The following is a 20,545-nucleotide window of genomic DNA, read 5'->3' as shown; positions in this document are numbered from 1 at the left end:
GGGCTATCCGGTGTTGCGCATGCCGGCGGCAATGCCGTTGATGCAGATCATCAGGGCATCGCGCAGGTCTTCCTCGTGGCCGTGGCGTACCCGATCAAGCAGCTCGACCTGCAGCAGGTTGAGGGGATCGACGTAGGGGTTGCGCAGGCCCACCGAGCGCTGCACCACCGGCGCATCATCCAGCGGCTGGGCATGCTGACTGACTTCGAGCACGGTCCGCCGGGTTTCGTCATGGCGCTCGCGCAGCCCCTCACCCAGCCCATGCAGCGATTCGGGCACCAGCCGGGCGTCGTACCAGGCGGCCACCGCGGGGTCACTCTTGGCCAGCACCATTTCCAGCATGTCGATGAACGCCCGGAAAAACGGCCACGCCTCGTACATATGGTGCAGTGTGTCGCGCCGACCCGCCTCAAGGCTTTCCGCCAGGGCGCTGCCGGCCCCCAGCCAGGCCGGCAGCAGCAGCCGGGTCTGTGTCCAGGCGAAGATCCAGGGGATGGCACGCAGGCTTTCCACGCCCTGGGTCGGTTTGCGCCGGGCCGGCCGGCTGCCGATGGCCAGATGGCTGATTTCGTGCTCGGGCGTCGCGTGGCGGAAGTATTCGATGAACTCCGGCGTCTCCCGGACCATGTCGCGGTAGACCTCGCAGGAGCGTCCCGCGAGCTGATCCATGACCTCACGCCAGCCCTTTTCGGGCGGATTCGGCGGCACCAGCGTCGCCTCGGCCACCGCGGTGATATAAAGCTCGAGGTTGCGCTCGGCAATGCCCGGCAGGCCGAACTTGGCCTGGATCACCTCGCCCTGCTCGGTGACCCGCAGACGACCGTCCACCGAGCCCGGTGGCTGCGAGAGGATGGCGGCGTGCGTGGGGCCGCCGCCACGACCAATGGAACCGCCCCGGCCGTGGAACAGCTTGAGGCTGATGCCATGGCGGCGGGCACTCTCCACCAGCTGCTCCTGGGTCTGGTAGAGCGCCCAGGCCGCGGTCAGATGACTGGCGTCCTTGCCCGAGTCGGAATAGCCGATCATGACTTCCTGGACGCCGTCGATGTGCTCGCGGTACCAGTCGATGCCGATCAGCTGATCGAGACAGGCCTGAGCGCCCTGCAGGTCGGAGAGCGTTTCAAAAAGCGGCACCACGCGCAGCGGCGAGCGCACGCCGGCCTCTTTCTGGAGCAGCTTGACGGCGAGGATGTCCGAGGGCTTCGAGGCCATGGAGATCACATAGGCACCCAGCGAATCGGCGCCCATCTCGGCGATGACGCGACAGGTATCGAGCACCTCGGTGACGTCTTCATCGGCCTCGAAGTCGCGGGGGATCAGCGGCCGGCGGCTGTCCAGCTCGCGCACCAGAAAGCGCTGGCGCTCGTCCTCGTCCCAATCGGCGTAGCTGCCGATGCCAAGCGCCTCGGTCAGGGCGTTGAGCGCATCGGTATGGCGGGTCGATTCCTGGCGGATGTCGACGCGCATCAAGGTCAGACCAAATACCGACAGCCGGCGCAGCAGATCCTTGAGCCGCCCCTCGGCGATCATGCCGGCGCCGCTTTCATGCAGCGAGCGGTAACAGATCATCAGCGGCTCGCGCAGTTCCTCGGTGCGCCAGTAGATCAGCCCGTCGGTGGGCTGCCGCCCCGCCAGACGCGCCTCAAGCCAGTGCCGCGTGGCCAGCAGCCGGTCGCGGACCGCCTTGAGGGCGGTTCGATAGGGCTCCCAGGCATCACCCACCCAGCCGCGCAGCTCGTCGCTGGCGCACTGCAGAGACAGGTCCTCGATCAGGGCGTTGATCTGCTGCTCGTAGAGCTCCACCGCCTTCCAGCGATTGAGCAGGCAGACCTCGCGGGTCACGGTCGCGGTCACCCGCGGGTTGCCGTCGCGGTCGCCGCCCATCCAGGAGCCGAAATGGATGGGCGCGGAGTCCAGCGCCAGCGGCGTGCCGGTCTGGCGTTTGAGGTTGCGGTCCAGACGCCGCAGAAAATGCGGCACCACATCCCACAGGGTCTGCTCGATGACCGCGAGCCCCCAGCGTGCCTCGTCCTGGGGCGCCGGACGTCGACGGCGGATCTCGTCGGTTTCCCAGGCGGCGGTGATCTCGCGCTTGAGTGCCTGGTGGACCTCTTCGATCTCCTCCGGCGTGGGATCGAGCCGATCCCCCTGTCCCAGCAACTCGGCGATGTGGTTGTACTTCTGCAGCAGCGACCGGCGCATGACCTCGGTGGGGTGCGCGGTCAGCACCAGCTCGATATCCAGGTTGGCGATGGTCTCGTGCAACTCGCCGGTGTTGCCGGCGGCGTCCATGCGCTTGAAAAACTCCTCGAGCGAGCCGCGCAGCGGCCCGGTCTGGGTGTCACGGACCCACGCCCGACTACGGCGGATGCGGTGATGCTGCTCGGCGATGTTGGCCAGATTGAGGAACTGCGAGAACGCCCGCACCACGGGGACGATCAGCTCATCGGGCAGCTCACCCAGACGCTTTTCCAGCGCCCGGGCCGCCGCCTCGTCCCCCGCCCGGGCGCTTTTCGCCAGGCCGCGGATCTCCTCAACGGTTTCGTAGACATGCGCGCCCGACTGCTCGTGGATGGTACTGCCAAGGAGGCCCCCCAACTGGCGGATATCCTCGCGCAATGGCGCGTCGCTGCGGTTTTCACTCATTCGTGCGGCCCTCCCGGCCAACAAAAAGTCCGGACGGCAAAAGCGCCGACCGGACTCCCCCTGAACGATTCATTCTGACCAAACGGCCATGGGTGATCAAGAAAGCTTGCTCCGCCCCGCGCCTTCCCCGACGATGCGTGCATGGAGCAAACAACCCGGATCGGGCGCTGGCGCGAGGCGATCACCATATATCGCCGTCCCACCGTCCTTGCCATGCTGTTTCTGGGCTTTTCGGCGGGACTGCCGTTCATGCTCGTGTTTGCCACGCTCAGTGCCTGGCTGCGCGAGATGGAGGTGAGCCGCAGTGCCATCGGCTTTTTCAGCTGGGTGGGCATCACCTATTCGATCAAGTTCATCTGGTCGCCGGTGGTCGACCGGCTGCCGGTGCCGGGGCTGACACGGGCGCTGGGCCGGCGCCGGTCGTGGATCCTGCTCGGGCAGATCGGCATCGCCGCGGGGCTGGCGGGCATGGCCTTCGCCGATCCGCAGGCGGCGCTGTTGCCGGTGGCGCTGCTGGCGCTGCTGGTGGCGTTCTCATCCGCCACCCAGGATGTCGCCATCGACGCCTTTCGCATCGAGTGCGACATCGATCGCCACCAGGCGGCCCTGGCCGCCGCCTATCAGCTGGGCTACCGCATCGCCATCCTCGCCTCGTACACCGGCGCCCTGTATCTCGCCGATCTGCTCAGCTGGCGGGCGGCTTATCTGAGCATGGCCGGGCTGATGGGCATTGGCATGCTGACCGTGCTGCTGCGGCCCGAGCCGGTCGCCGAGCAGGATCGTCTGGCGCGCGGGGCAGACGCCCGGGCCCAAGCCTTCGTCGCCCGGCACCCGGACATGCCGGTCTGGCTGCGCGCCACGCTGGCCTGGCTGCTGAGCGCGGTCGTCGCCCCCGTGCGCGATTTCTTCAGCCGCTTCGGGCGCTTTGCGCTGGTGATGCTGGCGCTGGTGGCGAGTTTTCGGGTGACCGACATCGCCATGGCCAGCATGGCCAATCCGCTGTACATCGATCTGGGCTACAGCAAGGCGATGATCGCCAACATCAGCGGGGCCTGGGGGCTGGGCATGACCATTCTGGGTGCACTGCTGGGCGGTTCGCTGGCGACCCGCTTCGGTATCCTGCGGCCGCTGCTCGCCGCCGCCTTTCTGGCGGCGGTCACCAACCTGCTGTTCGCCTGGATGGCCGGTCAGGACGGCGCGACCCATGCCCTGGTGCTGACCATCAGCGCCGACAACCTGTCAGGCGGTCTGGCCGGGTCGGTGTTCATCGCCTGGCTATCAAGCCTGACCAACGTCCGCTACACCGCCACCCAATACGCGCTGTTCAGTTCGCTGATGACGCTGCCGGGCAAATTCCTCAGCGGATTCGGCGGGATCGTGGTGGATGCGATGGACTATCCCACCTTCTTCACCCTCTCGGCGCTGCTCGGCCTGCCCGCCGTGGGGCTGGTCCTGATCATCATGAAATACCAACCCGCGCCCGCAACGGTAGACGCCCCGACGCGGGGCGATGGAAAATAGGGTTTTAACGCACAGGGAGTCCGTCATGTCCGAAGCGCGTCATTGCCGCCTGTTGATCCTCGGTTCGGGGCCGGCGGGCTACACCGCCGCGGTCTATGCCGCCCGCGCCAACCTCGAGCCGGTGCTGGTCACCGGCATGGAGATGGGCGGGCAGCTGACCACCACCACCGATGTGGACAACTGGCCCGGCGATGTTTCAGGCCTGCAGGGTCCTGATCTGATGGAGCGGATGCGCCAGCACGCCGAGCGCTTCGGGACCGACATCCGTTTCGATCATATCCACACCGCCGAGCTGGGCGAAAAGCCCGTGCGCCTGATCGGCGACAGCGGCGAGTACACCGCGGATGCGCTGGTGATCTCCACCGGTGCCTCGGCCATGTATCTGGGCCTCGACTCCGAGAGCCGGTTCATGGGCAAGGGCGTGTCGGCCTGCGCCACCTGCGACGGGTTTTTCTACCGCAATCAGGAGGTGGCCGTGGTGGGCGGAGGCAACACCGCGCTCGAAGAGGCGCTGTACCTGTCCAACATCGCCCGGCATGTCACCATCATTCATCGCCGCGACCGGTTCCGCGGCGAGAAAATCCTCCAGGACAAGGTCCAGCAGCGCGTCGACGCCGGGCAGATCAGCATCCGCTGGAACAGCACCCTGGACGAGGTCCTGGGCGACGACAGCGGCGTCACCGGCGCCCGCCTGCGCAGCCGTGTTGACGACTCCACCGACGATCTCGCACTGACGGGTGTGTTCATCGCCATCGGCCATCGCCCCAACACTGAGCTGTTTCAGGGCCAGCTGGACATGAGCGGGGGATATATCCGGGTCAAAAGCGGTCTTGAAGGCAACGCCACCGCCACCAGCGTGCCCGGGGTGTTCGCCGCCGGCGACGTCATGGATCATGTCTACCGGCAGGCCATTACCTCGGCGGGCAGTGGCTGCATGGCCGCGCTGGACGCAGAGCGTTATCTGGACACCCTTGAATCCGGTCAGTGAGGATCAGAATGGAAAAACCGAACCATCTCGCACTCTACGAACACGAACTCTGCGGCTTCTGCCAGAGCGTCCGCCGCTCGACCAGCGACCTGGGCGTCGAGTTCGAGTCGCGCAACATCCTGCGCGAGCCCGGTCGGCGTCAGGAACTGATCGAGGGCGGCGGCAAGGGCATGGTGCCGTGCCTGCGCATCGAGTATCCGGACGGCCGCGTCGAGTGGATGTATGAATCCTCGGATATCGTCGACTATCTCAAGCGGCTGGATGCCGAGGACGGATCCGGCCAGTCGTAATCAACGGTCAGCGGGGCGTGGTCCGAGAACCGGTCGGCACGGTGCACCCGGGCGTTCTGGACCCGCGCCCCGATCCCCGGGGTGGTGATCTTATAGTCGATGCGCCAACCGGTGTTGTTGGCCCACGCCTGACCGCGGAATGACCACCAGGTGTATTCATCGTCGCGGTCGTTGACCTGCCGGAACGCGTCCACGAACCCGGCCCCGCCCAGCAGGCGGTCCATCCACTCGCGCTCGTGGGGCAGAAAGCCCGAGTTCTTGCGGTTGGAGCGCCAGTTCTTCAGATCGCGCCAGGTGTGGGCGATGTTCCAGTCGCCGCCGATGATGTATTCGCGGCCATCCGCCGCCATCGTTTTCAGGCGCTCGAGCAGCGGCTCCATGAACGCATCCTTGATGCCCTGGCGATGCTCACCGGAGCTGCCCGAAGGCATGTAGAACGAGACGACGCTCAGATCGCCGAACCGGGCCTCCAGCCATCGGCCTTCGCGATCGATCTCGTCAATGCCGATGCCCCGATGGTAGGCGTCCGGCTCGCGCAGGCTATACACCGCCACGCCGCTGTAGCCCTTGCGCTCGGCATCGGCAAAGGCGGCGTGATAGCCGTCGGGGAAATACGGCCCGCCTTCGAGCTGAGCCTGCTGGGCCTTGGTCTCCTGAATGCACAGGACATCCGGGCGCTCAGCGTCGAGCCACTCAAAGAACCCCTTACGCTGGGCCGCGCGTATGCCATTGAGATTGGCGGTCATAATGCTCAGTGTCATGGGCTGAAGAATAACTGATGAGCAGGACATAACCCATGCAACGAAGCGCCGATCTTGACGAAGTCTGCTACCCGTTCATCCACGAAACCTCGCCACTGTGCGATTTCGAGGTCATCACCGACGAGCTCTGCGGCAATATCGGCGCGGCGCTCTCGAGCCTGCCCGCGGAAATGACCGACCTGCACGCCGATCTGGACACCCTCCAGCCCCTCGCCTTTCACCTGAATGGCTCGATCCGTGGCCGGCTGGCCATCCAGGAGGCGGACCTGACCTGGGCCAAGGCCCGGCTCGACCATTATCGCAACGAGGCCGACGGCCGCGCCGACGGCTTCGTACTGCCCCGCGGCGACGTGCCTGTCCCATTCCTCAACCTGGCCCGCTCCGGCGCCAAGAAGGCGATCCGGCAGATGGTGCGCATCGAGGAGGCCGGGATCGAGGTGCCCGATGTCCTGCCGCGGTTCTGCAACATCCTCTGCAATCTGTTTTTTGCTATGATTCTGGTGATCAACCAGCGGCGGGGCGACACCGAGGTGGCGTTCGTCTCGAAAAGCTACGGGCCGAGGACGCGCAACGACTGAAAGACCGGGCCGTGATCGGTGGAGCGCAGAAACGCTTCAATATGAAAGATCCGGGCCAGGTGATCGGCGGTCAGCACCTGATGGGGCGTACCGTCGGCCACCACGCGCCCCTCTCCCACCAGGATCAACCGCGTGCAGTGACGGGCCGCCAGCCCCAGATCGTGCATCGACACGAGCACTGAACGGCCACTGGCCGCAATCCCGGAAAACGTCTCCATGGTGGTGATCTGATGCGCCGGGTCGAGTCCCGCGATCGGCTCATCGGCCATGACCAGGGGAGTCTGCTGCGCCAGGGCGCGCGCAATCAGTGCTCGGGTGCGCTCACCGGCTGAAAGCCGCGTCACCGCCCGCTGCTCGAAACCGGCCAGGCCCACCTGCCGGATCGCCGCGGCCACCTGCTCATGATCCTGGGCACTCGGGCGCTGACCCGGCATCCGGTGCGGCATCCGACCCAGCATCACGAGCGCCGCGACGCTGATCGGCCAGGCGACGCTGCGGTCCTGGGGCATCCAGGCCACAGTCCGGGCGCGGCTGCGATCATCCAGACCCGCCAGCGAACAGTGCCCGGTGGCCGGGATCAGCCCCAGCGCCGCGCGCATCAGGCTGGTCTTGCCCGCCCCGTTGGGGCCGATCAACCCGACCAGCTCGCCGGGATGGATATGGAGATTGACGTGCTCAAGGACCGGTCCGTCCCCCAGCGATACCGAAAAATCGCGGATGGTCAGGGCATTCATGCCAGCGTCCGTCGCGTCTGGTAGATCAAGTGCAGAAACAGTGGCGCGCCGATCAGGGCCGTCACCACACCCAGCTTGAGGTCTGAGGCCGGCAGTATCACCCGCACCAGCACATCGGCCAGCAGCACCATGGCGGCCCCGCCCAGCGCGCTGCTGACCAACAGCCGACCGGGCATTGCGCCCACCCAGGGCCGGATCAGATGCGGAACGACCAGGCCGACAAAACCAATGGTGCCGGCCACGGCGGTGCTGGCCCCCACCACCAGTGCTGATCCGATGATCAGCCGCCAGCGCACCCGGCGCACCCGCATGCCCATCGCCTCAGCGGTGTCCTCGCCCAGCGTCATCGCATCCAGTGGCCGGCCCAGGGTCAGCAGCAAGAGGGCGCCCAGCAGCACGAACGGCAGCGCCAGCAGGACATGGTGCATGGAGCGGTCAGCGAGTGATCCCATCATCCAGAACACGATCTCGCTGGTGGCGAACGGGTTGGGGGAGAGGTTGAGGACCAGTGACACCAGGGCACTCGCAAGCGCCGAAATCGCGATCCCCGCCAGAATCAGGCTGAGCGTGCCGCCCTGCCGACCCGCCAGGAGGGTGATCAGCAGCACACCGATCAACGCGCCGGCGAGGGCCGCCAGCGGCAGCGCCAGGGCAAAACCTGCTGCCAGCCCGGTCTGGATGGCCAGCACCGCCCCCAGCGCCGCGCTGCCGGAAATCCCCAACAATCCCGGTTCCGCCAGCGGGTTACGCAGGTAGCCCTGCATCGCCGCCCCCGACAGGCCAAGACTGGCCCCCACCATGACCGCCAGAATGGCGCGCGGCAGACGGATCTCACGCATCACCAGTGACAGCGGCGTCTGCCCACCGTCGAACAGCGCCTCAAGACTGCTCAGCGGACCAATCGGAGCCGGGCCAACCACCAGCGACGCCCCGAACAGCCCCACCAGCAAAACCCCGAGGACCGCCAGCAATCGGGTCATGGAGATGGCTCACCAGCCGGGCGCTGGAGCAGGGATGCCATCCGCTCGACGGCGTCGAGGACATGCGGCGTCCCGCAGACCCAGTCAGCATTACCCAGCCCCCGATGGACGCCGAACGGTGCGATATCCTCGAGGACCGGATGCTGCATGATCGCCTCCGAGCGCGAATAACCCGGCCCCCGACTGGCCGTGATCACCCGATCCGGGCCTGCCATCACCAGCCGCTCCAGCGGCAGCATTGCCCCCCGTGCCACGCCCAGATCACTCGCCACATTGTCGAAACCCGCCGTCTCGACGATGTCACCGATGAGGGTCTCTTCACCGCGGGTGTAGCCGTTGGGAAAGAACAGCGCCGCATCCGCCCCGTCCGCCGGCGTTCTGGCAGCGCGGGTGGCGTTCAGGCGCCGATCAAACTGCCCGACCAGCGCCTCGGCCCGCTGGGATCGCCCCAGCACTTTTCCCATCCGCCGCAGGTTATCGCGCACATCATCCAGTGAGGTCGCCGGCTCAAACACCGCGACGGGGATGTCCAGCCGCCGCAGCATCGACACGGTGGTCGTGGCACTGAAACGTCCGGCGATCACCTGGTCAGGCTCGAGGACATGGATCTCCTCGGCCCGCCCATGGTTGACGGGATACTGCCGGGCACGATCCGCCATCGCCGAGTTGGCAGGGTCCTGAGACAGGGACGACACCGAGATCAACTGCTCAGGTCCCGCCACCAGCATGGCGAGCTGATCAGTGCACAGGTTCATGGAGACGACGCGCTGGGGCGTGTCCGCCGCCGCCAGCACCGGCGTGGCGAGGGAGAGCGCGGCCGGGAGCAGCAGCCCGGATAATCTATCGCGCCATCTCCGAATCACCATGATGTGCGGATACCCACAAACGCGGCACGATCACGGGTCGCGAACCCTAAGACCTCTTGATAGTCCTCATCGAGTGCGTTGGTGATGCGCGCAGTCAGATCCACATGATCCGTTAAAGAATGAGTAGCCGCCAGGTTAACAACAGTGAAGTCAGGCAGTCTCGCCTGCGGTGCTCCTTCTTTCCAGTTTTCGTTGTCGTAAAGACCATTGACGTACCGCAGGTTGCCGGACACCGAACTGGCAATCGCAGGCAGTTCCCACAAGGCATTGATGCCCACCTCATTACGAGGGCGCCTATTTTCCGTTTTTCCATCGGGCGTCTCGGATTCGACATGCGTGACGGCAAAGCCAACAGTAAGCGTGGAAGTGAGAGAAAAATCTCCCTGTAATTCTACTCCTTGGCGGTCAGTATCCCCATCCAAGTTCTGCGCTGTAAAGCTGTATGGGTTAGGGTAGACGATTTTGTCGACCAAAACTTCCTTGAAGTAGGTGATGTCAAGCACTCCACGGCCAGAGAGCACTGGCTTTTCGAAGCCTATATCAAATCCGCGATTCTTCTCTATATCAACATCAGCGAATTCCGACTCAAGGGAAACGGGATAAACAGTAGACTGCCCCGCAGAAAAGTGGAGTCGGGAGTCATCTTCCAGGTAATAACTTGTCGCAGCACTCCAACCAAAGGAGTTTGAAAACTTATTGCTATTATTATAGCGAACACCTAACTGAAGACTGATGTCCTCAGTTGCCCATCCTGAGTACTCTAATGCTAGCGAATCATTAGTCCGACGGTCTTCAGCGTAGTTGGTCTCATCTGTGCGACTCTCGACAAGAAAGCTCAATCGAGAACTGGAGGAATCCAATGAGTGGCCATCAATAGCCGCCTGGAAGCGATAACTGAAAACATCGGTCTCTGTGTCACCACTCAATGAGTTATCTGTAAGATTAGAGGTTTGATCAGCACGAAGTTTATGGCTGTACGTTTCGTCAGGTGACATGACCTCGATGTAACTGCTAGCAGCCCTTTCGGTTAGGTTTCGCTCTTTGTTGGGATCGTCTTCAACATAACCCTTGATATCATCAGCGCTTGTGTCCGGGCTATTAAAAGGACTGTAATCCTTAGTTTCATCGAAGTCGTACTTAGCGTCTGCGATACGGAAACTAAACCCTGCCGTTACGCTAGGAGATAGATCTACTGCACCTTTCGCAATCGCTGATTCCCAGCGGGTGCCGTCCTTCTCACCACCGCTCCCGCTGAAGTCATAGCCTTCGTCGTTCAGGTTGGATAGCGATAGCGACAGCTTGCTGTTCTCAGTGCCGCGGGTGACATAGGCACTCTGACGATCACCTTCACCAAACTCGGCTGACGCGCCGAAGCCGACTCCTTCACCCGCTTCGCGTGTGATGATATTGACGACACCCGTTGCGGCATCCGTGCCATAGGGAACCGACTGCGGGCCCCGCAGGATTTCAATCCGCTGGATGTAACTCGTGTCCAGCCCGCGCAGGACAAATTCGTTATCGCCTGAAGCGGCGCGGACGCCGTCGATCAGCACGAGCGTGTGGTTACCCTCACCGCCGCGAATGCGAATCTGCCGATCATTCGGCCCCGTCCCGTTGATCGAAACCCCCGGCTGCGCTTCAAGCGCCTGCTGGACGGTGGCGTAGCCGCTGTCTTCGATATCGCGCCGGGTGATGACGGTGTTCGAGCGGCCGAATTCATCCGCGGCCACCGGCGATATGCCGCCGGAGACGATGATCGGTTCAAGCTCGGTGGTCTGGCTGGTTTGCCCGTAGACGTTCGTCGACACACCGGCGGCCAGCGCCAGTGCGGTCAGAGGGATCGCTTTGTTCATTTGATTGAGGCCCTTGGCGTTCGGGCGGGATGGCTCCCGCCGACAGACACACGTGGTCTGCGAAGGCCCTCATCGGACAGCCCACCGCAGACCGGCGACTGTCACCGCTGCGGTAGTGCCGCTTCCCTGGCGCGCCCCGCACCGGAAATGGGTGATCGCTCTGGCAGGTCTCCTGGCTCGCGGGTCAACGCTTGGCCCCACCTTCCCATCGCCGTGGCGACAGTGGCATATCAGGGCTTCGCTCTCCGCTCACAGTTGCGGGGGCAGCCGCAGTCTTGCACTGCGTTCCCTTTTAATCGGATGCCGTGGCACCCAAACCAAAGTAGTTATTAGTCTGCAGCAAACGGATCAAGCCTTCAATGCGGCCCTTCACAGCGGCTCGGCCCCCTCGTTGAGGATATTCAGGTAGCGGCGATAGACATAGACACGATCACGCTGACGGCCCGTGATCTCGTCGACAACGCCCATCTCTTCGAGGGCATCAACCGCCCGGCCAACCGTTGGCGCACTGAGATCGCTACGCCGCCGGAGGTCTTTTATGGATGCCACCGGACGCGAACGAAGTGCGTCGAAGACCCGGAGGGTATTGGCGGATGCCCGCCCAAGATTCTGAATCTGTTGCGCATCCTCCCGGAACAGCGTCACCAGCCGATCCGCCGTGTCGACAGCGCCGGTGGCGGTGACCTGCACCCCCTCCAGGAAGAAATCCAGCCATGCCTCCCAGTCCCCGTCGTAGCGCACGCCATCGAGGAGCTCGTAATAGGTCATCCGGTGCTGCTTGAGGTACAAGCTCAGATATAGCAGCGGCTCGCGCAACACCCCGTCCTGATGAAGCGTTAACGCAATCAGTAGTCGACCGATGCGGCCATTGCCGTCGAGAAATGGATGGATCGTCTCAAACTGTACATGCGCGAGCGCAGCCTTGATCAACGCCGAAAAAGGCAGCTCCTCCTCATGCAGAAACGCCTCCAGCGAGGCCATCACGTCCTGCACATACTCAGGCGGCGCAGGGACGAAACGGGCGTTTCCGGGCCGCGTCCCGCCAATCCAGTTCTGTGATCGGCGGAATGCTCCGGGCTGCATCCGGGCGCCGCGACCGCGGGCGAGCAACCGCGCATGCATCTCGCACAGGAGCCGGTTGGATAAGGGGAATCCACCTCTCAGCCGTTCGAGCCCATGATTCATCGCCGCAATGTAGTTGGAGACCTCAACGACATCATCAAACGGAACACCCGGGACCTCGTCCAGCTCAAAGAGCAGCAGATCAGACAACGAAGACTGGGTCCCCTCGATCTGACTGGAGACAAGCGCTTCGCGGCGGATATACGCATAGAGAAACAGGTCGGGCTCCGGGAGGAGCTGGGTGATTGAATCCAGTCGACCGCAAGCCAGTAGTGCCTGCTCATGGCGTCGTGCGCGCGCCCCCCTGATCTCCGGTGCGGGACACGGGGGTAACGGCTGCGGGACGAACGCGTTCACCGTCTCTCCGCCGAGCTGCCTCGTGCTGTACTCGCCCGAAAACCCTCGTCGCATGGCCTTGCTCCGTTTTCCAGAGTCTCCACTATTAACACTAAACGGCGTTTTCGTTAATAGCCCACGCCACTAATAACGCGCTCGTTAACAGCGGCTCACTCGGTTGCACCTGTCGGCCGATTGACATGGCGCTCCTCCAGACATATGCTGGAACATATGTTATGAGGAGTAAACTGATGACTATTGAAAGACATGTCCGACTCTTCCGAAATGGCGCTAACCAGGCGATAAGAATCCCCAAGGAGTTCGAATTAGAGGGCCGGGAAGCCATTCTCCGCAAGGAAGGAGATCATCTGATCATTGAGCCGGTGACGAAAAAAGGGCTCATTGATGTACTCACTGAGCTTGAAGACCTCGAAATGGAGTTTCCCGATGTGGATGAGCGGCTTCCCGCTGCCGAAGATGTGACGCTCTAGCGGTGGCTCGATCGTATCTGCTCGACACGAACATCATTTCTGCGCTTGTCCGTCATCCCCACGGCTCCACGGCACAAAAGATTATCGATGTGGGCGGACATGCTGTCTGCACCAGCATTGTGGTCAGCAGCGAGCTTCAGTTTGGCGCTCGCAAGGCCGGCTCTGAACGCCTCCAGAAGCAGGTTGATGCAGTCCTCTCGGCGATCGAGATTCTGCCGCTCGATCAACCTGTTGATGTCGAATATGCCAAGGTTCGACATCACCTTGAATCCAACGGCAGCGTCATCGGCCCGAACGATATGCTGATCGGGGCTCACGCGCGCTCGCTGGGAATGACGGTTGTAACCGCCAATGAACGCGAGTTTCGGCGAATTCCCGGGCTTATGGTGGAGAACTGGTTGGGTTGATCACACATCCACCCGCTGCAGGATAAGGTCGTACACCTCATGCCCCTTGCGTCGGCCGCGGCGCTCGAAGCGGGTCTCGGGCCGATCACCGGCATCGGGCGCATAGCCGCCATAGGGGTTTTCGAGGCGCGGCTCGGCGTCGCTCAGCGACAGCATCCATTCGGCATAGTCCGCCCAGTCGGTGGCCATATGCAGAAAGCCGCCGGGCTGCAGGCGGTCCGCCACCCGCGCCAGCCATTCGGCCTGCACGATCCGGCGCTTGTGATGGCGTTTTTTGGTCCACGGATCGGGGAAGAACAGCTGCACCCCCGCGAGCGATACCGGGGCCAGGCCGTCGCGCAGCAGCTCACTGGCATCGGCGAGCAGTACGCGGAGGTTGGTCAGGCCTTCCGATTCAATACGGCGCAGCAGTCGGCCCGTGCCGGTGCGATACACCTCGACGCCAAGGTAATTGCGATCGGGATGGGCGGCAGCAATCTCCGCCAGTGCGTCGCCGTCGCCAAAACCGATGTCCAGCACTAGGGGCGCGGGGCGCTCGAAGCCTGCCGCCACATCGATCCTGCCGCCCGACCAGTCGACGCCGTAGCGCGGATATAACTCATCAAGCGCCCGCTGCTGGCCGGCGGTCAGGCGACCCTCGCGCCGGACAAAACTGCGGATCGGTCGGTAACCGGTCGTGCTCACTGGCGGCCTTGCCAGAAGGTGCCCTCCAGCGGCGAGCTGGCGGATGCAAACCGGCGCATCGGCATGCGCCCGGCCAGGTAGGCTTCACGGCCCGCCTCGATCCCCTTGCGCATGGCCGAGGCCATCAGCACCGGTTCCTGCGCCGCGGCAACGGCGGTGTTGAGCAGCACGCCATCGGCGCCCAGCTCCATGGCCACCGCCGCATCCGAGGCGGTTCCCACGCCGGCGTCGACGATGATCGGCACCGAGGCATTCTCGAGGATGGTCAGCAGGTTGTAGCGGTTCTGGATGCCCAGCCCGGAGCCGATCGGCGAGGCCAGTGGCATCACCGCCACGCAGCCCATCTCCTCGAGCCGCCGGGCGATGATCGGGTCGTCACTGGTATACACCATCACCTTGAAGCCATCGGCCACCAGACGCTCGGCGGCCTCGAGCGTGGCGGGGATGTCGGGATAGAGGGTCTGGGGATCACCCAGCACCTCGAGCTTGACCAGGTCGTGCCCATCCAGCAGCTCGCGGGCCAGCCGGCAGACGCGCACGGCATCATCGGCGGTATAACAGCCCGCGGTGTTGGGCAAGATGGTGAACTCGCTGGGCGGGACGACATCAAGCAGGTTTTCCTCGTCGGCATTCTGGCCGATGTTGGTGCGCCGGATCGCGACGGTCACGATCTCGGCCCCGCTGGCGCGAATGGCTTCGCCGGCCTGGGCCATGTCCCGGTATTTGCCGGTACCGATCAGCAGGCGGGACTGGTAGCTGTGCCCCGCGATGGTCAGTGGTTGCTGCTGCGTCATGCTTGCCTCTTGGTCATTCACCCGCCGCCGATGGCGCGGATGATTTCAATACGGTCCTGGTCGTTGAGGGATCGGCTGGCGTGCTCGCTGCGCGGGACGACCTCGCCATTCAGCTCGATGGCGATCCGCCGCTGGCCGAGCTCAAGGGACTCCACCAACCGGGCAACGGTAGTCTCGGCCGGCACCGATCGGGCCTCGCCGTTCACATACAGGGTGATCTGGGGGTCGTTTGCGTTCATACCGCCATTGTACCGCAGCCATCCAGCGATATAATGATCCCGCAGCGCGGCTGTAGCTCAATGGTAGAGCGCTGCCCTCCCAAGGCAGTGATGCCGGTTCGATCCCGGTCAGCCGCTCCATCCCTTTGGTGTCTCGATGCGATCACCGGGTGCCGGATAAGCCTGGCAGGCCGTCGTCTCGTGGCCATTGACCCGCACCCGACAGCGCTGACACTGGCCGATGGCGCAGAACCAGTCCGGCCGCTGACCCTGATCCGCCTGCAACAGCAGCGCACCCAGCACGCTCACCCCACGGGGTATCTCGACCGACCGGCCGTCAATCTCGACATGCATCCCTTCGCCCGCCGCCTCCAGACAACGAAACCCCGGCCCCGTCATTGAAACCGCTCCGGGTGCAGGCGGCCCTCATAGGGGTGGGTATCGCCGTCGGCCACGCAGGCGGCCACCAGATCGCCGGTCACCGCCGCCAGCCCATGGCCGGCCCCTTCGTGGCCGGTCGCCACGATGAGTCGGTCCGCGCCGGGCACCGGACCGATCAGCGGATGGCCGTCGGGCGAAAACGGTCGCAGACCGGCATAGCCGCGGATCACCCGCAGGCGGGCCAGGTCGGGGACGATGCGCACGCAGTCGGCCAGCAGCTGCTGGACGGTCTGCATATTGACCGCCATGTCGAAACCGGCAAATTCGCGCGAGCTGCCGCAGAGGATGGTGCCGCTGCGCGTGGCCTCGATGATGGCGGCAGTCTGGACCGCGGTCTCGTCCACCTCGGTGCTCTCGGCGGCGGCCTGGTAGCCAAAATCGGCGATCTTCGAGTTGACCACCACATCACCCCGCTCGAGCACGGCGATATGCCCTTTGCGCGGCTGTACCGGCACGGACAGACCCAGCGGCGCGAGGATCTCGGGCGTCCAGACCCCCGTGCATAGCGCGACGTGGCCGGCCTCGATGCGATCACCCCCGTCCAGGGTGACGGTCACGCCATCGTCGCGCGGTTCAAGCCGGTCGATGCCCTCATAGAACCGATAGGTCACCCCTTGATCACGCAGGATCCGCGCGATCTGGTAGCAGGCCAGCATGGGCTGCACCTGGGCGTCGTTCGGCCAGTTGCCGACGGCCACGGTTTCCGGGCCAAGGTGCGGCTCAAGGGCGTGCCAGCCGCTGTCGAGAAACCGGCAGTCGATGCCGCGGGCCTGATGCTCGGCCACCAGCGCCTTCAGGCCCCGGGCCTCATCCGCCGAGCGTGCCACCACCGTCGCCCCCTTGGGATCGAATTCGCAGTCATTGCCATAGCGCTCGGCGAAGCGGTGCCATGCGTCCAGGCTGCGGCGCGAGAGATCCAGCATCAGCCCGGGGGATTTATCCGAGCACAGAAGGTTGCCGTCACTGCTGCGCGATGTCCCCGGCGCAAGTCCCCCGCGATCGACGACCATCACCTCGAGGCCCCGCTCGCGCAACGCCAGGGCGACGAAACTGCCGATGATCCCGCTGCCGACCACCAGCGCATCAACCCGTTCCATCGATCACCTCCCCCACACGGACCGGTCGCGAGAAAGCACGCTGATTGAGCGCTCCCCGGGGCGTGGCACCGGCGGCACGGATGCGCGCCGTCACCTGCGGCTCGCAGTAGCGGCCCTGACAGGGGCCCATGCCGCAACGCGTCACCACCTTGATCGATGACAGGTCGGCCAGACCCAGCGAGACGGCCTCGTCAACGGCGCCCACCCGGGTCCCTTCACAGGGGCAGATGACCGCCTCGGCGGCGGGTCGGGTGGCGGCCCGCCGCGACTGCCGGTATTCAAGCGCGCGGCCGAACCCGATCAGAAAGCGCCGCCGCAGGCCATTGTCGCGGGCCTTGAGGGGCTGACCCGCCAGATCCGCGGCCACCGCCGGGGCCACCCGCTCACCGGATAGTCGGGCATGCCGCCAGCCGCGCACGCCCTGGCCTTCGCCGATCACGTAAATACCCGGGCGATCGGTGCGCCCGCGGGCATCGGTCACCACCCGCCAGTAACCGCCCACGGGATCGTACTCAAGGCCGCAGCCGGCGGTCCGCGCCAGCTGGGTCTGGGGGATGAAGCGCTCGGTGAGGCCCAGATGACCAAAGCCGATGGTCTCGCCCTGATCGGTGGTCAACTGATTGTCGCCCACAGCGGTCACCGCCACACCATGCCGCATCGCGACCCCGGCCCGGGCCAGCTGCCAGCGGGTCTGCAGAAACTCCAGGCTGTTGCCGGGGATGCCGGCGCCCCAGGGGGCCAGGCGAAAATAGTCGCTCAGACGCAGCCGATCCAGCACCTGCGTGACCGGCACACCGGCACGCACCAAGCCGGCGGCGACCACTCCCAGAAACGGTCCGCTGCCGGCGATGACCACCGGCCCCTCGGGGACCAGGCCCTGACCCTTGAGCAGGGCCTGCAGGGCGCCGGCGCTACTGACCCTCGGCGCGGGCAGCCCGGGGATGGGGTCGTGGACATCATAGGCCCCGCAGGCGAGCACGACGGCGTCAAAGTCCCGCGCCTCGGCGCCGTCACCGGCATCAAACCAGACCCGGCCGCCGGCCTCGGTGGACAGCACCCGCGTGGCGGTATGCAGCTCCACTTCCGCTGAGGCGCGGGCGAGGGTCTCGAGGGGCGTGGCGGCTTCCGTTGCCCGGATCCGGCTGATATTGCCGCCGCTGCGGGGCTGCTCATCAAACAGCGTCACCGCCACGCCGCGGCCGATCAGCCCCCGGGCCGCCGCCGCGCCGGCCGGGCCAGTACCCACGATCGCCACCCGCATCAGGCCCCCAGATAGGCCTGGACGATGCTCTCGTCCTCGGCAAGCGCCGAAGCCTTCCCCTGGTTGTGGATTTCGCCGTTCTCGAGGACATACGCATAGTGCGCGATCTTGAGCGCGAGGCGCACATTCTGCTCGACGAGCAGGATGGTGGTGCCCGCCTCGTTGAGTTGTTTGACGATGCGCATGGTCTGGGTGACCAGCTTGGGCGCGAGCCCCATCGACGGCTCATCAAGCAGCAGCACCCGCGGGCCATGCATCAGCGCCCGTCCCAGGGCCAGCATCTGCTGCTCGCCACCGGAGAGCAGCGAGCCGTCCTGGTGACGCCGCTCGGAGAGGATCGGGAAGCGCTCGAACACATCCGCCATGCGCTCACGCCGCACCGCGGGGTCGCGGACCGTGAAGCTGCCGAGCTCGAGGTTTTCCTGCACGCTCAGGCCCTTGAGGATATGCCGGCCCTCGGGCACATGCACCACGCCCTTGCGGGCGATCTCATGCGGGGGCAGACGGGTGATGTCCTCACCGTCAAAGTGGATCCGGCCGACCTGGGCACGCACCAGTCCCGAGATGGTCTTGAGCGTCGTGGTCTTGCCGGCGCCGTTGCTGCCCAGCACGGCGATGATCTGGCCGGGGGCCACCTCGATGTCGATACCGCGGAGCGCCTGGATCTTGCCGTAGAACGACTCGACCTGCTCCACACGAAGGACCGGCTCTGTCACAGCACCATCTCCTCGTCTTCCTGCCCCAGATAGGCTTCGATGACCCGGGGGTTGTTCTTGATCTCCTCGGCGTTGCCATTGGCGATGATACGGCCGTAATCGAGCACATTGATGCGCTCCGAGACCTGCATCACTAACCCCATGTCATGCTCGATGAGCAGCACCGCGATGCCGCGCTCGTCACGGATACGCCGGATCAGTTCGATCAGCGAGGCCTTCTCGGTGGCATTCAGCCCGGCCGCGGGCTCATCCAGCAGGATCAGCCGCGGCTGCGTCGCCAGCGCCCGGGCGATTTCCACCAGGCGCTGATAGCCATAGGCCAGGTTGGTGGCAAGGCGGTCGGCGTATTCATCGACGCCCACAAAACGCATGCAGTCGTGGGCCACTTCGGCGATATAGCGCTCCTCGGCGCGCTGGCCGGGGGTGCGCAACACGGCGCCAAAGGCCCCCGCGCGGGTGCGGCAGTGCATGCCCGCCATGACGTTTTCCATCACCGACATCTCGCGGAACAGGCGCACATTCTGAAAGGTGCGGGCGATGCCGAGCTGGGTGACCTTGTGGGGCTTGCGCCGCAGCACGCGCTCGCCGGCGAACTCGATACGCCCCTCCTGGGGCCGGTAGAAGCCGGTGATGGAGTTGAACAGCGAGGTCTTACCCGCGCCGTTGGGCCCGATCAGGCTGGCCAGCGTATTCGCCTCGACGCCGAAGTCGACCTTATCGAGCACGGTGTTGCCGGCAAAGCGCAGCGTGACTTGTTCAAGATTGAGCAGCATCCGTCACTCCTTCGCTTTAATGACGCCGTTCGGGCCAGATGCCGCTGGGCCGCAGCAGCATGATCAGCAGCATGACCACCGCGAACAGCAACAGCCGCAGCTCGCCGAGCTCGCGCAGCAGCTCGGGGCCGAGGATGATGATGAACGCGCCCAGGATCACCCCAGGGATCTTGCCCATGCCGCCCAGGATCACCGCCATGAGGATCAGCACCGACTGCTCGAAACTGAAGCTCTCCGGGGAAATGGCGCCCAGGTTGACCGAGAAGAAGATCCCGCCAACGGCCCCGAACACCGATCCGGTGACGTAGGCGGCCAGCTTGACCCGCACCCGATTGATACCCATGGCCTCGGCCGCGTCCTCGTCATGCCGCACGTACAGCCATGCCCGTCCCAGCCGCGAGTGATAGAGCCGATGGCTGGCGATGACCGCGATCACGGCCAGCAGCAGGAATACATAGTAGAAATCGACGTAGCTGTTGATCACATAGCCGAAGAAATTCGGCTCGGGGATGTTCGACAGGCCACTGGCACGGCCGGTGATTTCGAGGTTGCGCGCGCTGAAGCGCACGATCTCGCCGAACCCCAGGGTCACGATGGCCAGGTAGTCACTGCGCAGTCGCAGGGTCGGCCCGCCGATGATCACTCCGGCCATGCAGGCCGCGACCAGTGCCGGCGGAATGGCCAGCCAGAAATTCCAGTCGAACTGCACGGTGAGGATGCCGATGCTATACGCACCCACCGCAAAGAAGGCGGCATAGCCGAGATCCAGCAGCCCGGCATAGCCCACCACGATGTTGAGCCCCAGCGCGAGCACCACATACAGCAGCGCGTTGGTCATGATGGTGGTCGCATAACGCCCCATCAGCATTGGCAGCACGGCCATCACCACCACGATGGCCACCATCAGCAGCATCTGCCGCCGAGGGCTGTCGAAGGCGGCGTAGAGGCGGTCGACCAGACCGGTCGTTGTGCCCGTTGCGGTACTCAT

22 protein-coding genes, 1 tRNA gene and 1 riboswitch are annotated in these 20,545 nt (G+C 64.8%); of the genes, 7 read left to right on the top strand and 16 right to left on the bottom strand.

Translation table 11 applies throughout. The features are described from left to right. Positions 1–3: 3 nt before the first annotated feature. Positions 4–2,646: a phosphoenolpyruvate carboxylase gene (gene ppc, locus BA899_RS08780; RefSeq protein WP_159300367.1), complete on the bottom strand. Its 2,643-nt coding sequence runs from the start codon at positions 2,644–2,646 to the stop codon at positions 4–6. Between the two features lie 141 nt (positions 2,647–2,787). Between ppc and BA899_RS08775 the strand changes: the two genes are divergently transcribed. From BA899_RS08775 to BA899_RS08765, 3 genes are read left to right on the top strand one after another with little or no spacing between them, the layout of a single operon-like run. Further along, entirely contained in the window at positions 2,788–4,167 is a 1,380-nt protein-coding gene (locus tag BA899_RS08775) for an MFS transporter (RefSeq protein WP_148121544.1), read from the top strand. A gap of 25 nt (positions 4,168–4,192) precedes the next feature. Then, complete coding sequence (gene trxB, locus BA899_RS08770) at positions 4,193–5,155, top strand: thioredoxin-disulfide reductase (protein ID WP_148121543.1); 963 nt, start codon at positions 4,193–4,195, stop codon at positions 5,153–5,155. A gap of 8 nt (positions 5,156–5,163) precedes the next feature. Further along, on the top strand, positions 5,164–5,445 hold the full coding sequence (locus BA899_RS08765; RefSeq protein WP_144347031.1) for a glutathione S-transferase N-terminal domain-containing protein: 282 nt from the start codon (positions 5,164–5,166) through the stop codon (positions 5,443–5,445). Here BA899_RS08765 and BA899_RS08760 read toward each other — a convergent pair. Continuing rightward, positions 5,400–6,206: an exodeoxyribonuclease III gene (locus tag BA899_RS08760; protein ID WP_159300366.1), complete on the bottom strand. Its 807-nt coding sequence runs from the start codon at positions 6,204–6,206 to the stop codon at positions 5,400–5,402. The genes BA899_RS08765 and BA899_RS08760 overlap by 46 nt on opposite strands. Positions 6,207–6,241: 35 nt before the next feature. Between BA899_RS08760 and BA899_RS08755 the strand changes: the two genes are divergently transcribed. Beyond that, the gene (locus tag BA899_RS08755) at positions 6,242–6,784 is read left to right on the top strand and encodes an ATP--cob(I)alamin adenosyltransferase (protein ID WP_159300365.1); all 543 of its coding nucleotides are present in this window, start codon (positions 6,242–6,244) and stop codon (positions 6,782–6,784) included. Here the strand turns inward: BA899_RS08755 and BA899_RS08750 are convergent. The 5 genes from BA899_RS08750 to BA899_RS08730 all read right to left on the bottom strand — a co-directional run bounded on the left by BA899_RS08750 (position 6,757) and on the right by BA899_RS08730 (position 12,750). Next, positions 6,757–7,518, bottom strand: coding sequence for an ABC transporter ATP-binding protein (locus tag BA899_RS08750; protein ID WP_159300364.1), 762 nt, complete (start codon positions 7,516–7,518; stop codon positions 6,757–6,759). The two genes, BA899_RS08755 and BA899_RS08750, sit on opposite strands and share 28 nt — an antisense overlap. Beyond that, the gene (locus BA899_RS08745; protein ID WP_144347028.1) at positions 7,515–8,498 is read right to left on the bottom strand and encodes an iron ABC transporter permease; all 984 of its coding nucleotides are present in this window, start codon (positions 8,496–8,498) and stop codon (positions 7,515–7,517) included. The genes BA899_RS08750 and BA899_RS08745 overlap by 4 nt, the downstream gene beginning before the upstream one ends. After that, complete coding sequence (locus tag BA899_RS08740) at positions 8,495–9,364, bottom strand: ABC transporter substrate-binding protein (protein WP_159300363.1); 870 nt, start codon at positions 9,362–9,364, stop codon at positions 8,495–8,497. The genes BA899_RS08745 and BA899_RS08740 overlap by 4 nt, the downstream gene beginning before the upstream one ends. Further along, complete coding sequence (locus BA899_RS08735; RefSeq protein WP_159300362.1) at positions 9,358–11,217, bottom strand: TonB-dependent siderophore receptor; 1,860 nt, start codon at positions 11,215–11,217, stop codon at positions 9,358–9,360. Before BA899_RS08735 ends, BA899_RS08740 begins: the two co-directional genes overlap by 7 nt. Positions 11,218–11,361: 144 nt before the next feature. After that, a riboswitch (cobalamin riboswitch) is annotated at positions 11,362–11,554 on the bottom strand. A gap of 32 nt (positions 11,555–11,586) precedes the next feature. Continuing rightward, on the bottom strand, positions 11,587–12,750 hold the full coding sequence (locus tag BA899_RS08730; RefSeq protein WP_159300361.1) for a Fic family protein: 1,164 nt from the start codon (positions 12,748–12,750) through the stop codon (positions 11,587–11,589). Between the two features lie 176 nt (positions 12,751–12,926). On the opposite strand from BA899_RS08730, the gene BA899_RS08725 reads away from it, so the two are divergent. After that, positions 12,927–13,166, top strand: a complete 240-nt coding sequence (locus BA899_RS08725) for an antitoxin (protein ID WP_159300360.1) — start codon at positions 12,927–12,929, stop codon at positions 13,164–13,166. A gap of 2 nt (positions 13,167–13,168) precedes the next feature. Next, on the top strand, positions 13,169–13,573 hold the full coding sequence (locus BA899_RS08720) for a type II toxin-antitoxin system VapC family toxin (RefSeq protein ID WP_159300359.1): 405 nt from the start codon (positions 13,169–13,171) through the stop codon (positions 13,571–13,573). Here BA899_RS08720 and trmB read toward each other — a convergent pair whose 3' ends face one another. The 3 genes from trmB to thiS are packed head-to-tail and all read right to left on the bottom strand — an operon-like array spanning position 13,574 to position 15,290. Further along, positions 13,574–14,257 (bottom strand): tRNA (guanosine(46)-N7)-methyltransferase TrmB, encoded by a 684-nt coding sequence (gene trmB / locus BA899_RS08715; protein ID WP_159300358.1) that lies wholly within the window; start codon positions 14,255–14,257, stop codon positions 13,574–13,576. It lies immediately after the preceding gene. Beyond that, positions 14,254–15,051, bottom strand: a complete 798-nt coding sequence (locus tag BA899_RS08710; RefSeq protein ID WP_069133877.1) for a thiazole synthase — start codon at positions 15,049–15,051, stop codon at positions 14,254–14,256. Before BA899_RS08710 ends, trmB begins: the two co-directional genes overlap by 4 nt. A gap of 17 nt (positions 15,052–15,068) precedes the next feature. Then, entirely contained in the window at positions 15,069–15,290 is a 222-nt protein-coding gene (gene thiS / locus BA899_RS08705; protein WP_144347024.1) for a sulfur carrier protein ThiS, read from the bottom strand. A 46-nt stretch (positions 15,291–15,336) separates the two neighbouring features. Here thiS and BA899_RS08700 point away from each other — a divergent pair. Next, positions 15,337–15,410, top strand: a tRNA-Gly gene (locus tag BA899_RS08700). Here the strand turns inward: BA899_RS08700 and BA899_RS08695 are convergent. Genes BA899_RS08695 through BA899_RS08670 form a run of 6 tightly spaced genes read right to left on the bottom strand, consistent with a single transcriptional unit; the run spans position 15,399 to position 20,545 of the window. After that, the gene (locus BA899_RS08695; RefSeq protein ID WP_198515225.1) at positions 15,399–15,668 is read right to left on the bottom strand and encodes a 2Fe-2S iron-sulfur cluster-binding protein; all 270 of its coding nucleotides are present in this window, start codon (positions 15,666–15,668) and stop codon (positions 15,399–15,401) included. The genes BA899_RS08700 and BA899_RS08695 overlap by 12 nt on opposite strands. Continuing rightward, entirely contained in the window at positions 15,665–16,807 is a 1,143-nt protein-coding gene (locus BA899_RS08690; RefSeq protein ID WP_159300357.1) for an FAD-binding oxidoreductase, read from the bottom strand. Before BA899_RS08690 ends, BA899_RS08695 begins: the two co-directional genes overlap by 4 nt. After that, a complete protein-coding gene (locus tag BA899_RS08685) occupies positions 16,794–18,068 on the bottom strand; it encodes an FAD/NAD(P)-binding oxidoreductase (protein WP_159300356.1) in 1,275 nt (424 codons plus the stop codon). Before BA899_RS08685 ends, BA899_RS08690 begins: the two co-directional genes overlap by 14 nt. Next, positions 18,068–18,784 (bottom strand): ABC transporter ATP-binding protein, encoded by a 717-nt coding sequence (locus BA899_RS08680; RefSeq protein ID WP_069133872.1) that lies wholly within the window; start codon positions 18,782–18,784, stop codon positions 18,068–18,070. The genes BA899_RS08685 and BA899_RS08680 overlap by 1 nt, the downstream gene beginning before the upstream one ends. After that, positions 18,781–19,557, bottom strand: a complete 777-nt coding sequence (locus BA899_RS08675; protein ID WP_069133871.1) for an ABC transporter ATP-binding protein — start codon at positions 19,555–19,557, stop codon at positions 18,781–18,783. The genes BA899_RS08680 and BA899_RS08675 overlap by 4 nt, the downstream gene beginning before the upstream one ends. 16 nt (positions 19,558–19,573) lie before the next feature. Then, entirely contained in the window at positions 19,574–20,545 is a 972-nt protein-coding gene (locus BA899_RS08670) for a branched-chain amino acid ABC transporter permease (protein WP_069133870.1), read from the bottom strand.

The organism is Spiribacter sp. SSL99 (assembly GCF_009805925.1).
Classification (GTDB): domain Bacteria; phylum Pseudomonadota; class Gammaproteobacteria; order Nitrococcales; family Nitrococcaceae; genus Spiribacter; species Spiribacter roseus.
Note: the sequence above shows the minus strand (reverse complement) of the source record. Positions and strands in the feature narration are given on the sequence as shown.